A 13,835-nucleotide genomic window follows, 5' to 3' on the forward strand; every position below is an offset into this window, starting at 1 on the left:
GCTTATTCCCCCACCATTTCAGTATTGGCCGCACCCGGCGGTACCATCGGATACACTTTCTGCTGCGCGTCGATGCGCACGTGGATCAGCGCCGGTCCCGGACGAGCGATGATCGCCTGCAGCGCCGCCTGCGGATCGGCTTCGTTATTTAAATCACAGGTTTGCAGGCCAAAACCGGCGGCAATCTGCATAAAGTTAATCATCCCTGGATAAGTGGCGGCAAAAACGCCCTGCTGATAAAACAGGCTCTGCTGCTGATGCACCAGCCCCAGCGCTTCGTTGTTCAGCAGAATAATTTTTACATCCAGCTGATTTTCAGCGGCGGTAGCCATCTCCTGAATATTCATCATCAGGCTGCCGTCGCCGGAGAAGCAGATAACCTTGCGCTGCGGATTCGCCAGCGCCGCGCCGATCGCCGCCGGCAGGCCGAAGCCCATGGTACCGAGGCCGCCGGAGGTCAGCCACTGGCGCGGACGGTTGAGCGGGTAGGCCTGCGCGGTCCACATCTGGTGCTGGCCAACGTCGGTAGTGATGATCGCTTCATCATCCACGCAGGCGGCCACGGCGTTAATCAGGCCGTAATGGGAAAGCGGGTCGCTTTCCTGCGGGATGGCGCAAGGGAATTCGCGCTGCAAGTCGGCCACCAGCTGGCGCCATTCCTCGCGCGGCTGCGCCTCAATCTGCGGGTTCAGCTGGGCTAAGACTTCCGCCACATCGCCCTGAATCGCCACGTGCGGTTGCTTGATTTTGCCCAGCTCGGCGCGGTCGATATCGACGTGGATAATCTTCGCGTTCGGGCAGAACTGCTCGGTCTTGCCAATCGCCCGGTCATCAAAACGCGCGCCTAAAACAATCAGTAAATCCGCTTCCTGCAGAATGAAGTTGGTGCTGCGCGCGCCGTGCATCCCCAGCATCCCCAGCGACAGCGGGTGCGCCTTCGGCAGCATGCCCAGCGCCATCAGGGTCATGGTGGTTGGCAGATTGGCTTTTTCCGCCAGCTCACGGATCTCCTGCGGCGCGTTAATCACCCCGCCGCCCAGATAGAGCACCGGACGCTTCGCCGCATTGATCATCGCCGCCGCTTCGCGCACGCTTTCGTGGGCGAATGCCGGCGGAGCGGCGCGCTCGCCCGGTTCCGGCAACGTTTCCAGCTCAATGGTCGCCGACTGTACGTCCTTAGGAATGTCTATCCACACCGGCCCGGGACGCCCGGACTGAGCAATACGGAAGGCGTCGCTGATCACCTGCGGCAGCTCGGCGATGTCGCGCACCAGATAGTTATGTTTGGTGATGGGGATAGAGATGCCGTAGGTGTCCACTTCCTGGAAGGCGTCGGTGCCAATCATCGATGCCGGCACCTGGCCGGTGATGCAGACCAGTGGAATCGAATCCAGGCGGGCATCGGCGATCGCCGTCACCAGGTTCGTCGCCCCCGGGCCGCTGCAGGCCATACAGACCGCTGGTTTGCCTTCGGTACGCGCCATCCCCTGGGCGATAAAGCCCGCGCCCTGCTCGTGGCGCGCCAGGATGTGGCGGATCTGCGTGCTCTGGCTTAAGGCATCGTAAATAGGCAGGATGGAGCCGCCCGGAATGCCGCTAACCATAGTGATACCCTGGCGTTCCAGTAAATGAACAACCAGCTGCGCGCCGGTAAAGCGCATTGTGTTTGATGTGGTGCCCGAACTTGCCATGCTCCAGTCCTTTTCTTCTGGGCCGACTTTACCGGGGGGCTCGCCAACAAAAAACCCCGCTCGGTTTGCGCCGGCGGGGTTTGGAATTCGTGTTGTTCCGGACCCTACGGCGCATTGCCGACGACGACCACCACAGACACGACGACCACCGCGGCTGGCGCGGTTTTTAGTAGGGTCGAAGCGATCAGGGTTGCGTTCATTAGGGACCTGTTGTGTCGAAAAATAAGCTGAATTTATACAAACACAGGTTTTACGTTTTCACAATGGATTTATTTTCATCCACGAAAATTTGCGCGAAAGATCACAGTTCGGCGCAAAAGGGCAGAAAACAAAAAACCCCGCCGGAGCGAGGTTTTTATCAGTATGGTTACAGGTGGTAGCCGCAAGCACACTGTATTACGTCAACGCCAAAAGTATACGCGATCGCTGCAGTTCGCGCAATTTAAGGTCGCTTTTTCTCTGTCATAGAGTATGGGCGAGAGCGGCGGATTTGTCCAAAAAATACTGTTCATCCATACAGTATTTATCTATACTGGGTGTGTTCATGGTGTGCCATTCGGGGGCCGCAAGTTTGACCGGCGCAACGAAGTCCTGGCTGAAACGGGTGGTGCCGTCAGTGCCTTAACCCCGAGAGAGCACACTGTGTTACGTCAACAACGTGCAGTCACTGGTCCGCGCGGCAACGCGTGGTTCAGCGCTGCGCACCCCTGTCGTTGCTGGCGGCGGGCCGGGAAGCCGTCCACGGAAGGAGCAATCATTGGCCAGGGCGACGCCGCCGGCGACAGGCAGGGATAAGCTGGCAACAGGCAGCGGAAAGGTACGTCAGCTTATTGTGCTCCTTAACCACAGGAGACGCGCGTATGGGCGGAATGGATATTATTATTTTAATCCTGAAACTCATGGTTGCTGTGTTGCAACTACTTGATGCAGTCCTGAAACAGTTCCGCTGATTCAGGTTCAAGTCGCACCTGAGGGGGGCGGGAAACCGCCCCCCTGCAGGCGCCCGCCGGGCGTCCCGGGATGACTTGATGGAGGAAGCTATGCCACCCCTGTTAATTGCCGCCACGACGCCGGATGCCCCGGGGTTCGCGGCGCTGCGCACCGAAAGCCTTGAACAGCATTTCAATATGCTGCGCCGCCTGGCGGAAAACTGGCAGAGCGGCAAAAACCGCTTTACCGCGCCGGGCGAAACGCTGCTGGGCGCCTTTGTGAACCACCAGCTGGTTGGGGTATGCGGCATCAATAGCGATCCCTTCAGCCCGCAGCCGCGGGCCGGGCGTATTCGCCATCTCTACATCAGCGAGCGCTACCGCCGCCGGGGGATCGGCCAGCAGCTGCTGGTCTCGGTTATCACCCACTCCAGCGCCTGGTTTGATTTTCTCAACACCCACGCCCCGGCGCAGGCCTGGCCCTTTTATGAAAGACTTGGCTTTCGCCCGGTGTACGATGAACCGCGGGTGACGCATCGCCTGTTTTGTTCGCTGTAGCCCCCGCTGGCTGGCAGCGCGGGCGCGTGTTACAGTCCGGTGACCTTCACTGTTGAACCTGTCTGCGATGACCATCACCGTATTCTGCATTTTGCTGTTCGCCGCCCTGCTGCACGCCAGCTGGAACGCTATTGTCAAAGCCAGCGGCGATAAAATGTACGCGGCGATCGGCGTCAGCGGCTCGGCCGCGCTGATCGCGTTGGTGATGCTGCCCTTTTCCCCGCAGCCCTCGCTGGCCAGCGCCCCCTATCTGCTGGCGTCGTGCGCGTTACAGGTGGTGTATACGGTGCTGGTGGCGAAGACCTATCAGGTGTCGGATATGAGCCAGACCTATCCGCTGATGCGGGGAACTGCCCCATTGCTGGTGGCGGCGATAAGTGTGCTGTTTCTCGGCGATCGTTTGTCGCCGCTGGCCTGGCTGGGCATCGGCGTCATCTGCCTGGCTATTCTGGCGATGGCCTTTAACGGCCGCGCCAGCTCGCGCAAAGGCATCGTGCTGGCGCTGATCAACGCCTGCTTCATCGCCGGCTATACGCTGGTGGACGGCACCGGCGTCCGGCTGGCGGGCTCGGCGCTGGGCTACACCCTGTGGACCTTTTTTATGAACGGCTTCTGCCTGCTAAGCTGGGCAATGATGACCCGCCGCGCTGAAGCCAGCCGCTATCTGCGCCTGCACTGGCGAAAAGGTATCCTCGGCGGTATCGGCACCATGGGCTCCTACGGCCTGGCGCTGTGGGCGATGACCCAGGCGCCGCTGGCGGTGGTCGCCGCGCTGCGTGAAACCTCCATTTTGTTCGGCGCGCTGATCGCTTTTATCGTCCTGAAAGAGCAACTGATGCCGCTGCGCATCTTCGCCGCCTGCGGGATTGCCGCCGGGGCGATCCTCCTGCGCCTTGCGTAGCCTGCAATGGCAACATTAGTTGCCGTTCCTGTTTACATAACCTGCCTGGAATTCCCTCAACAATCGGCACTTTGCAGTTGTTCTGTCATTTTTATATGGTAGATTCCTCCATCGATTACGGGATGTGCCAGTCACATATTCTTCATTTCTCTTTACTCACAAAGTATTCATCGACATGAAACGGCATAAAAACTTCAATTTGTTGTTGATGCTGGTACTGCTGGTGGCCGTTGGCCAGATGGCGCAGACCATATATATTCCGGCCATCGCCGACATGGCGGTCGCGCTGAACGTTCGCGAAGGGGCGGTTCAAAGCGTGATGGCGGCCTACCTGCTGACCTACGGTATTTCACAGCTGTTTTACGGCCCGCTCTCCGACCGCATCGGTCGCCGCCCGGTGATCCTCGTCGGGATGTCGATTTTTATGCTGGCGACGCTGGTCGCCATGACCACCCATAGCCTGCCGGTGCTGATCGCCGCCAGCGCCATGCAAGGGATGGGCACCGGCGTCGGCGGCGTGATGGCACGCACCCTGCCCCGCGATCTGTACGAAGGCGCCCAGCTGCGTCATGCCAATAGCCTGTTAAATATGGGTATTCTGGTCAGCCCGCTGATTGCCCCGTTGCTCGGCGGCATCCTCGACACCCTGTGGAGCTGGCGCGCCTGTTACGCTTTCCTGCTGGTGCTGTGCGCCGGGGTGACCTTCAGCATGGCGAAATGGATGCCGGAAACGCGCCCGGAGGGCGCGCCGCGCACCAAACTTTTGGCCAGCTACAAAACGCTGTTCGGCACTGGCGCGTTTAACTGCTATCTGCTGATGCTGATCGGCGGCCTGGCGGGGATTGCGGTATTCGAAGCCTGTTCCGGCGTACTGATGGGCGCGGTGCTCGGCCTGAGCAGCATGGCGGTGAGTATTCTGTTTATTCTGCCGATCCCGGCGGCCTTCTTCGGCGCCTGGTTTGCCGGCCGCCCCAACAAGCGTTTCCCGACCCTGATGTGGCAATCGGTTATCTGCTGCCTGCTGGCGGGTCTGATGATGTGGATCCCGGGGCTGCTGGGCGTCATGACCGTCTGGACCCTGCTGGTGCCGGCGGCGCTGTTCTTCTTCGGCGCCGGCATGCTGTTCCCGCTGGCCACCAGCGGCGCGATGGAGCCATTCCCGTTCCTCGCCGGTACCGCCGGGGCGCTGGTTGGCGGCTTGCAGAATATCGGCTCCGGCGTACTGGCCTGGCTGTCGGCGATGATGCCGCAAAACGGTCAGGGCAGTCTCGGTCTGCTGATGATGCTGATGGGTCTGTTGATTCTGCTGTGCTGGCTGCCGCTGGCCTCGCGCTTTACCCACCATCAGCAGCCGGTCTAAGCGCGGCGGCCGTGCCCCGGATAGCGGCTGACGCCTTATCCGGGCTACCTCCCGGTGGCTGCTTTTGTCTTATGTCAGGCTGTGCAGCCACTCGATAAAGGCGTCGATTTTCGGCCACTGGCGACCCGGCAGGGTGGTTACATAGTAGTGCTGGTGGCATTTCAGCGTCATATCGCCAAACGGGGCGATCAACTCCCCACTCTCCAGCCGCTTCTGCACCAGCCGCTTACGCCCCATCGCCACCCCGACGTGATTCATCGCCGCAATCGTCGCTAAATCGGAACGATCGAAGCCAATCCCCGACGATGGCGGCAGTTCCACCGCAAACTGCTGCGCCCAGCTATACCACTCGTCGGTGCCGGAATCGTTGCTCCATGCCTGGCGGTCGTGGAGCAACGTACAGTGGCGCAGATTGCCCGGATTCGACATTAACTGCCGCTGTTGCGCGTAATTCGGCGTACATACCGGCACGATCGCCTCAGCCATCAGAAAATGGTGACTCAGCTGCGACGACGGCGCATCATCAAAATAGATCGCCAGATCGATGCCCGTCCGCTGCAGGTTAACGTTCTCATTGCCGGTCAGCACGGTGAGGGAAATGGCCGGGTAACGGCGGGTAAAGTCACCCAGGGCCGGCACCAGCCAGCACTGGGCGATAGAGGGCCGCGAGTAGACCGTCAGACTGCCGGAGAGCTCCTGGTTTTTGATATCGAGGATCTCCTGATTGAGACCATCCAGCGACGACTTCAGCGCCCAGTAGACCCGCTTACCTTCACGCGTCAGCTCAACTTTGCGATGCGAGCGGACAAAGAGCAGGATCCCCAGCTCCTCTTCAAGTTGATTAATCCGGTGGCTGACGGCGCCAGGCGTGAGCGCCAGCTCGTCGGCGGCCAGGGCAAACGACTCGTGCCGCGCCGCCACCTCAAAGGTCGACAGCCTGGAGAGCTGCCAGCCGTTCAGCAACCGGGTACCTAAGGTTTTTAGCACATCCATCACGCGCTCCCGGCAAATACAGTGGCTGTTGATGATAAAAAAATCACGCCGGTTTTGCCGCAAAAGGGTGAGTTAATTTGACCCATAGCATATTTAATGGTCTGTTTTTGAGCTAAATCACCCATTTGATTCAATTCTCCTCACCCTAAAGCCCATTTTTATCGTTTGTCAGCCCATGACGATTCTCGCTTCAATAAGGCCAGATTATTCACAGGCGAGGTGGAATATGGGTTCGCAAGTCTGGGTTGTGAGCACGCTGCTGATCAGCATCGTGTTAATCGTCTTAACGATCGTCAAACTGAAGTTTCATCCATTTCTGGCGCTGCTGCTGGCGAGCTTTTTCGTCGGCGCGATGATGGGGATGGGCCCGCTGGAGATGGTCAACGCTATTGAGAGCGGCATTGGCGGTACGCTGGGCTTCCTTGCGGCGGTGATCGGTCTCGGCACCATTCTCGGCAAGATGATGGAGGTCTCCGGCGCGGCGGAGCGCATCGGCCTGACGCTGCAGCGCTGCCGCTGGCTGTCGGCGGACGTGATTATGGTGCTGGTCGGCCTGATCTGCGGCATCACGCTGTTTGTCGAAGTCGGCGTGGTCCTGCTGATCCCCCTGGCCTTCTCCATCGCCAAAAAAACCAATACCTCGCTACTGAAGCTGGCTATTCCGCTGTGTACCGCGCTGATGGCGGTGCACTGCGTGGTCCCCCCGCATCCGGCGGCTCTGTTTGTCGCTAACAAACTGGGCGCCGATATCGGCACAGTGATTGTTTATGGCCTGCTGGTCGGTCTGATCGCCTCGCTGGTTGGCGGTCCGCTGTTTCTCAGAGCGTTAGGCAACCGCCTGCCGTACAAACCGGTTCCGGCCGAATTTGCCAACCTTGAGGTCCGCGAGGCGTCGACGCTGCCGTCACTCGGCGCCACGCTGTTTACCGTACTGCTGCCGATTGGCCTGATGCTGGTGAAAACCGTCGCCGAACTGAACATGGAGAAAGGCGGCACGCTGTATACGGTGCTGGAATTTATCGGCAACCCCATCACCGCGATGTTTATCGCCGTCTTTGTCGCCTATTACATGCTCGGCATTCGTCGGCAGATGGGGATGGGCGTCCTGCTGACCCATACGGAAAACGGCTTTGGGTCTATCGCCAACATCCTGCTGATTATCGGCGCAGGCGGCGCATTCAACGCGATTTTAAAATCCAGCGGCCTGGCCGATAGCCTGGCGGTGATTCTGTCGAACCTCGACATGCATCCGATTTTGCTGGCCTGGCTGGTGGCGCTTATCCTGCACGCCGCCGTCGGCTCCGCCACCGTGGCGATGATGGGTGCCACCGCCATCGTCGCGCCGATGCTGCCGCTCTATCCCGGCGTCAGCCCGGAGATCATCGCTATTGCCATCGGTTCAGGCGCCATTGGCTGCACGATCGTCACCGATTCCCTGTTCTGGCTGGTAAAACAGTACTGCGGCGCCAGCCTCAGTGAAACGTTCAAGTACTACACGACGGCGACTTTTATCGCGTCGCTACTTGCACTGGCCGCCACCTTCCTGCTTTCTTTCATTATCTGAGCGCAAAGAGACGTATGATGAAACACGCTGACCTGACCACCTTAACCGCGACCTTCCCGCTTGTGCAGGATCTGATCGCCCTGAAAGAAACCACCTGGTTTAACCCCGCCACCACCACCCTGGCGGAGGGATTGCCTTACGTCGGCCTGACCGCCGACGACGTGCAGGACGCCCATGCCCGCCTGCAGCGCTTCGCGCCCTATCTGGCGGAAGCCTTCCCGGAAACGGCCGCCAGCGGCGGGATTATCGAATCGGAAGTAGTCGCCATTCCGGCAATGAAGCACCGCCTTGAGCAAAAATTCGGCCAGCCGATTGGCGGCGAACTGCTGCTGAAAAAAGACAGCCATCTGCCGATCTCCGGCTCGATCAAAGCGCGCGGCGGCATTTATGAAGTGCTGACCCATGCGGAAAAGCTGGCGCTGGAAGCCGGTCTGCTGACTACCGCAGACGATTATCGCAAATTGCTGACGCCGGAGTTTAAACAGTTCTTCAGCCAGTACAGCATCGCCGTCGGCTCCACCGGCAACCTCGGGATGTCGATCGGCATCATGAGCGCCCGCATCGGCTTTAAGGTTACCGTGCATATGTCCGCAGACGCCCGGGCGTGGAAAAAGGCCAAACTGCGCAGCCACGGCGTGACGGTGGTGGAGTATGAAGAGGACTACGGCGTGGCGGTCGAACAGGGGCGCAAGGCGGCGGAATCCGACCCGAACTGCTTTTTCATCGACGATGAAAATTCGCGCACGCTGTTCCTCGGCTATGCCGTGGCCGGCGAGCGCCTGAAGGCGCAATTCGCCAAAGCCGGACGGGTGGTCGATGCCGACCATCCGCTGTTCGTCTACCTGCCGTGCGGCGTCGGCGGCGGCCCTGGCGGTGTGGCGTTTGGCCTCAAGCTGGCCTTTGGCGACCACGTTCACTGCCTGTTCGCCGAACCGACCCACTCCCCCTGCATGCTGCTCGGCGTCTATACCGGGCTTCACGACCAGATAGCGGTGCAGGATTTAGGCATTGATAATCTGACCGCCGCCGACGGTCTGGCGGTCGGCCGGGCGTCCGGCTTCGTTGGCCGGGCAATGGAGCGCCTGCTCGACGGGTTCTATACCCTTGATGACCAGACGATGTATGACATGCTGGGCTGGCTGGCGACAGCGGAAAATATCCGCCTTGAACCCTCCGCGCTGGCCGGAATGGCCGGGCCGCAGCGCGTCTGCGCCAGCAAAGCGTACCATCAGCTGCAGGGGCTGAGTGAGCAACAGCTGCAGCAGGCGACCCACCTGGTGTGGGCCACCGGCGGCGGAATGGTGCCGGAAGAGGAGATGGCGCAGTATCTGGCGAAGGGGCGCTAATCTTCAGCGCAGCAGCGGCATCAACGCCTCTGGCGGCCGCTGCTGTCGGCGCAGGTCCCGCATCACCCGCATATAGGGCCCGCTGAGATCGTAAAACTGTCGGTAACCCGCACACAGCGGGTCTTCCTGTTCGCCGCAGCGGCACAGGCGTAGCCACGGACAGCCGTAGCAGGCGCTGTTGGCCGCCGGCGTCCCCGCCTGCGTTATCAACTCGCCGCACCAGGCGCTCAGCGTCTCGCTAAACAGCAAAATATTGATACGGCCAATATCTTCCCGCACCCAGCGGTGAAAGACTGCGCAGAGAAACTCACCCCACAGCGCGGCGTCGCCGGCCGCCAGCTGCGGAATAAAATGGATAGCCGTGAGTCCCTGTTGACGCAGCTGCGCATAGAACGCCTGCGGTTGATGGCAATGATGCGCCTCCACAACGACAGCCTGAAAGGGAGTGTCATGTTGCTGGCCGGGGGCATGAGTGAGAGGCAAATTCGCCGGACATCCTGTCATGACATATCCCTAATGAATAAAACGATCTGTTGAAGGTGAGTAACAGCAAACAGGAATGCCAGAGAAAGTACTGCGAGTGCGATCAAAAATTTGTCACGAACCGCCCGCGGCTGTAAAAAATCGCTGTCGTCGACGTCCATCAGATGACGACGGCGGGTATAACCCCAGAGGATCACCGCCACTATCGCCAGCACGCCGATCGACAGCCAGAAAGGCAGTCCGGCGCGGTGCCAGCTGTGCTTAATCGCCAGCGCCATCAGCGCGCCATAGCCCAACAGGGTGCGAAACCAGGCCAGCGAGGTACGCTCTGGCTGTAGCCCCGGGTCGCTTTCCCGCCGCGCCCGGCGTTTATCCGCCATACAGCACCAGCAGCATCACCGCGACCACCACCGCCAGCAGCAGGATGCTAATCACCAGCAGCGTCCGGGTATAGGGGAGATCCTGCTTCAGGCGCATCGCCTTCTCGTTATTCAGCCAGCGCAGATAGCCATAGATGGCCATGCCGCCGGCAAACAGGCACAGCAGCAGGGCGAGAATTTCACGGATCAGCGGCGTGGCAAAGTCTGGCGCCAGCTGGTCAAGACCGACGCCAGCGGCGAGAAACCCCAGCGCCGTGCGGATCCACGCCAGAAAGGAGCGTTCGTTAGCCAGCGAAAAGCGGTAATCCGGCGCTTCGCCGAGGCGGGAGATTTTCATGACGATTCCTTGTTCATCGCGCAGCAGGCTTCAGCATAGCGTAAATCAGGAACCGGGGAGAAGAACCGGCGCCCCGCAGGGCGCCGGTCAACGGCGGGGATTAATGCAGCTCCGGCCAGTAATCTTTGTTGGCCGCAATCAGGTCGTCGAGGATCGCTTTTGCCACCGAGGCACTCGGCACGGTTTTCGACAGGGTAATCGCCTGCCACAGCTTGTGGTAAGAGCGCTGTTCCCAGGCATCGACCACCAGTTTTTCCACCGCCACCTGCTGGCTCATCATCCCTTTCTGGAAGTGCGGGATGTCGCCGACCGTCAGCGGCTCCGGCCCGTTGTGACCCACCAGGCAAGGAATTTCCACCATCGCGTCAGCGTCAAAGTTATGGATTGCGCCGTTGTTCGGCACAATCAGCAGCATCCTTTCCTGGGTGTTAAAGGCGATGGCCGTCGCCAGATCGACGATATACGACGCGTGCTCGTCAATTTCCAAATCGCCAGCGGAGGATTTCCCGGCGGCAATAATCGCCCGGCAGGCGCTGAAGACGTTTTTCTCACGATGATCCATCACCTCATTGGCGCGGGTGCGTTCCGGGTTGGAGTGGGCCACCACGTAGTCCGGGAACAGATAATATTTCAGATAGGTATTCGGCATGGTCTGCGGATCCAGCGCCTGCACATCTTTCGCTTTGGCAAAAGTGTCGTTCCAGCTGGCCTCGGTGTGCGGGTCGTTAGAAGGCGGCACATAGCCGTATTTCGCCACATATTCGCGCAGTTTTGGCATCAAATCGTTGCCGTCGAGATCCTCAATCGAAGTCCACCAGCCGAAGTGGTTAAGGCCGTAGTAGCGCACGCGCATCTGTTTACGGTCTTTGAGGCCAACAATCTGCGCCATCCGCCCTTCGATACCGATTGGCATATCGCAGATGTTGAGGATTTTGGCGTTTGGCCGCAGACGGCGGGTGGCTTCCGCCACAATCGCCGCCGGGTTGGAGTAGTTGAGCATCCAGGCGTTCGGCGAATATTTTTCCATATAATCCACCAGCTCCAGCACGCCGCCGATAGATCGCATACCGTAGGCGATCCCGCCCGGTCCGCAGGTCTCCTGGCCCAGCACGCCGTGGCGCAGCGGGATTTTTTCATCCTGTTCACGCATCGGATATTTCCCGACGCGGATATGCGCCATGACGAAATCAACATCGGTAAACGCCGCCTGCGGATCGGTGGTATAGCTGAATTCAATCTCCGGCGCCTGCTCTTTGAGGATCACTTTGCACGCCTCGGCGATGGTCTCCTGGCGCGCACCGTCGTTGTCGTAAAATTTCAGCGACCGCAGCGGAAAACGATCCTGGTTTGCCAGCAGCATCAGGACAATGCCCGGAGTGAAGGTGCTGCCGCCGCCTGCGATAACAACTGAGAATTTTTTCATGATACTGCCTCCGTCATGGTGGTATGTTCGGTCGAAAGAGAATCTTTCATCAGGTTTTCCAGCTGGTCGCGCACCTGGGGAACGTGCAGGCCGACGATGACCTGAATCCCGTTGCCGCGGCGAACTACCCCGTGGGCGCCCAGCGCTTTAAAGACGTCGTCACTTTGCGTTTTCGTCATATCGACCAGCGCGATGCGCAGTCGGGTGGCGCAGTTGTTGATACTTTCAATGTTGCCGGCGCCGCCGAGGGCCTGCAGGAAGCCAGCGGCCTGGCCCAGCCGGGTCTCTGGCGCGGCCGCCGCCGTGGTTTTACCGCGTGCTGCCTGATAGTCGGCCTTGCTGTAGAGCTTGATTTCGCTCTCTTCCCGGCCAGGCGTCTTCAGGTTCAGACGCAGGATCAGGGTGCGGAAGACCACGAAGTAGAGGGCGGTGAAACAGAGGCCGATGCCTATCTGAATGAACATCATCGAAGCGTGGTGATGGAACATTGGGATCCAGTTTTGCGGCAAGAATTGATCGAGCAGGCCGCCGCCGAAATTGCCCACCACCCCGCAGATGTACATTACCGTCGCCATGGACGCCGCCAGCACTGCGTGGACGGCGAACAGCAGCGGCGAGATGAACAGGAAGGTGAACTCCAGCGGCTCGGTGATCCCGACCAGCATCGCGGTCAACGTGGCGGGGATCAGCAGGCCGGCAACCTTGACGCGATTTTCCGGCGCGGCGGTGAAGTAGAGCGCCAGCGCAATGCCCACCGAACCAAACACTTTCGAGTTACCGTGCAGGGCAAAGCCGCCCTCCGGGAACAGCGTCTTCAGCGGTTCCGTACTCTGACTGAACGCCTGCAGATGCTCTGCCCAGTAGACCTGTAGTCCCCCCTCCACCACCGCCGGGCCAAAGATGAACGGGCCATAGACGAAGTGGTGCAGGCCGGTGGGGATCAGAATGCGCTCAAGGAAGATGTAAACCCACACCCCAAGCGCGCCGGCAGAGCGCAGGAAGGCCTGTAGCGATTCAATACCCAGCTGGACTTTTGGCCAGCCGAGCAGCGTCAGCCAGGCGCAGGGGATCATCGCGAGGAAGGCGACAATGACCACAAACGATGAGCCCTGGAAGATGCCGAGGAACACCGGCAGGGGTTTATCGAAATAGCGATTATGCAGGGCCGTCACCAGGCCGGAGATGACGATCGCCCCGATAATGCTGGTGTCGAGGGTTTTAATCCCGGCAATCATCGTCAGGCCGCTGCCGGCCGTGGGTTCAACGGAAAAGTCGACGCCGAAGAAGTGGCCCCAGGTAATCCCCATGGCATTGATAAAGTAGTTCCAGGTGAGAAAGCTCACCAGTACCGCCAGACAGGCCCGGCCCTGGGCCTGTTTCGCCAGGCCAATCGGCAGGCCGACGGCGAAAATCAGCGGCATATTACGAAAGACGGTCCAACCGCCCTCTTCGATGATGTGAACGATCTGTGCAAACAGGCTGTCGGGTGCGGTCAGCGCTTCGCCGACGAACATCGGGTTGCGCAACATAATGGCGATACCGACCACGATCCCGGCGAAAGGAAACAATAAAACCGGGGTAAACATGGCGCCGCCAAAGCGTTGTATTTGACTGAGCATTGGGAAATCCTCATATAACAACTCGTAGGGTGAATGGCCTTCTTTTTCTTGGTTACCGGCCTCACTCGAGAATAGGAATTTGCCCGTCCGACAACATGCCTCGCCGTTGCGATTCGTGATCGCTTTCATGGTTTTAATTTGGTCAACGTTGTCTACTTTCATAACAAAAGTTAGACATCGATAAGCTATAGAATGAAATCGTTCTAATGAATGGATAATAACCGTCTGTCTTAAAAACTATTTTTTGCTAA

The 13,835-nt window shown here is 59.5% G+C and carries 16 protein-coding genes; 7 read left to right on the top strand and 9 right to left on the bottom strand.

What is annotated here, in order from left to right; genetic code table 11:
* Nucleotides 1-2: 2 nt before the first annotated feature.
* Together ilvB and ivbL are read right to left on the bottom strand one after the other, a co-directional pair.
* Nucleotides 3-1,691 (bottom strand): acetolactate synthase large subunit, encoded by a 1,689-nt coding sequence (ilvB, locus tag MKS11_RS22420; RefSeq protein ID WP_032425823.1) that lies wholly within the window; start codon nucleotides 1,689-1,691, stop codon nucleotides 3-5.
* A gap of 104 nt (nucleotides 1,692-1,795) precedes the next feature.
* Nucleotides 1,796-1,891 (bottom strand): ilvB operon leader peptide IvbL, encoded by a 96-nt coding sequence (gene ivbL, locus MKS11_RS22425; protein ID WP_002923286.1) that lies wholly within the window; start codon nucleotides 1,889-1,891, stop codon nucleotides 1,796-1,798.
* A 12-nt stretch (nucleotides 1,892-1,903) separates the two neighbouring features.
* On the opposite strand from ivbL, the gene MKS11_RS22430 reads away from it, so the two are divergent.
* From MKS11_RS22430 to emrD, 5 genes are all read left to right on the top strand, one after another.
* Nucleotides 1,904-2,071 carry a hypothetical protein gene (locus tag MKS11_RS22430; protein WP_072096580.1) on the top strand — a complete coding sequence of 56 codons (168 nt, stop codon included), beginning with the start codon at nucleotides 1,904-1,906 and terminating at the stop codon, nucleotides 2,069-2,071.
* A gap of 450 nt (nucleotides 2,072-2,521) precedes the next feature.
* Nucleotides 2,522-2,641 (top strand): type I toxin-antitoxin system toxin TisB, encoded by a 120-nt coding sequence (gene tisB, locus MKS11_RS22435; protein WP_004145059.1) that lies wholly within the window; start codon nucleotides 2,522-2,524, stop codon nucleotides 2,639-2,641.
* Nucleotides 2,642-2,731: 90 nt separating this feature from the next.
* Nucleotides 2,732-3,178, top strand: coding sequence for a GNAT family N-acetyltransferase (locus tag MKS11_RS22440; RefSeq protein ID WP_004202251.1), 447 nt, complete (start codon nucleotides 2,732-2,734; stop codon nucleotides 3,176-3,178).
* A 67-nt stretch (nucleotides 3,179-3,245) separates the two neighbouring features.
* The gene (locus MKS11_RS22445) at nucleotides 3,246-4,079 is read left to right on the top strand and encodes a DMT family transporter (protein WP_049092136.1); all 834 of its coding nucleotides are present in this window, start codon (nucleotides 3,246-3,248) and stop codon (nucleotides 4,077-4,079) included.
* 175 nt (nucleotides 4,080-4,254) lie between these two features.
* The gene (emrD, locus tag MKS11_RS22450) at nucleotides 4,255-5,439 is read left to right on the top strand and encodes a multidrug efflux MFS transporter EmrD (RefSeq protein ID WP_004202254.1); all 1,185 of its coding nucleotides are present in this window, start codon (nucleotides 4,255-4,257) and stop codon (nucleotides 5,437-5,439) included.
* 69 nt (nucleotides 5,440-5,508) lie between these two features.
* On the opposite strand, the gene dsdC is transcribed toward emrD, so the two are convergent.
* A complete protein-coding gene (gene dsdC / locus MKS11_RS22455) occupies nucleotides 5,509-6,432 on the bottom strand; it encodes a DNA-binding transcriptional regulator DsdC (RefSeq protein WP_087771380.1) in 924 nt (307 codons plus the stop codon).
* Nucleotides 6,432-6,557, bottom strand: a complete 126-nt coding sequence (locus MKS11_RS22460) for a hypothetical protein (protein ID WP_369710193.1) — start codon at nucleotides 6,555-6,557, stop codon at nucleotides 6,432-6,434. Before MKS11_RS22460 ends, dsdC begins: the two co-directional genes overlap by 1 nt.
* A gap of 101 nt (nucleotides 6,558-6,658) precedes the next feature.
* On the opposite strand from MKS11_RS22460, the gene dsdX reads away from it, so the two are divergent.
* Nucleotides 6,659-7,996, top strand: a complete 1,338-nt coding sequence (dsdX, locus tag MKS11_RS22465) for a D-serine transporter DsdX (RefSeq protein WP_004202257.1) — start codon at nucleotides 6,659-6,661, stop codon at nucleotides 7,994-7,996.
* A gap of 17 nt (nucleotides 7,997-8,013) precedes the next feature.
* On the top strand, nucleotides 8,014-9,342 hold the full coding sequence (gene dsdA / locus MKS11_RS22470; RefSeq protein ID WP_049092143.1) for a D-serine ammonia-lyase: 1,329 nt from the start codon (nucleotides 8,014-8,016) through the stop codon (nucleotides 9,340-9,342).
* A gap of 3 nt (nucleotides 9,343-9,345) precedes the next feature.
* Here the strand turns inward: dsdA and MKS11_RS22475 are convergent, their stop codons facing one another.
* The 5 genes from MKS11_RS22475 to MKS11_RS22495 all read right to left on the bottom strand — a co-directional run bounded on the left by MKS11_RS22475 (nucleotide 9,346) and on the right by MKS11_RS22495 (nucleotide 13,584).
* The gene (locus MKS11_RS22475; protein WP_060656544.1) at nucleotides 9,346-9,768 is read right to left on the bottom strand and encodes a hypothetical protein; all 423 of its coding nucleotides are present in this window, start codon (nucleotides 9,766-9,768) and stop codon (nucleotides 9,346-9,348) included.
* Between the two features lie 74 nt (nucleotides 9,769-9,842).
* Nucleotides 9,843-10,205 carry a DUF202 domain-containing protein gene (locus tag MKS11_RS22480; protein WP_017899669.1) on the bottom strand — a complete coding sequence of 121 codons (363 nt, stop codon included), beginning with the start codon at nucleotides 10,203-10,205 and terminating at the stop codon, nucleotides 9,843-9,845.
* The gene (locus MKS11_RS22485) at nucleotides 10,195-10,542 is read right to left on the bottom strand and encodes a YidH family protein (RefSeq protein ID WP_284109701.1); all 348 of its coding nucleotides are present in this window, start codon (nucleotides 10,540-10,542) and stop codon (nucleotides 10,195-10,197) included. Before MKS11_RS22485 ends, MKS11_RS22480 begins: the two co-directional genes overlap by 11 nt.
* Nucleotides 10,543-10,642: 100 nt before the next feature.
* Entirely contained in the window at nucleotides 10,643-11,965 is a 1,323-nt protein-coding gene (locus MKS11_RS22490; protein ID WP_017899668.1) for a 6-phospho-alpha-glucosidase, read from the bottom strand.
* Nucleotides 11,962-13,584: an alpha-glucoside-specific PTS transporter subunit IIBC gene (locus MKS11_RS22495; RefSeq protein WP_087771381.1), complete on the bottom strand. Its 1,623-nt coding sequence runs from the start codon at nucleotides 13,582-13,584 to the stop codon at nucleotides 11,962-11,964. Before MKS11_RS22495 ends, MKS11_RS22490 begins: the two co-directional genes overlap by 4 nt.
* Nucleotides 13,585-13,835 lie beyond the last annotated feature (251 nt).

Origin of the sequence: Klebsiella sp. K5-45 (assembly GCF_030128605.1) — a bacterium.
Taxonomy (GTDB): Bacteria; Pseudomonadota; Gammaproteobacteria; order Enterobacterales; family Enterobacteriaceae; genus Klebsiella; species Klebsiella quasipneumoniae.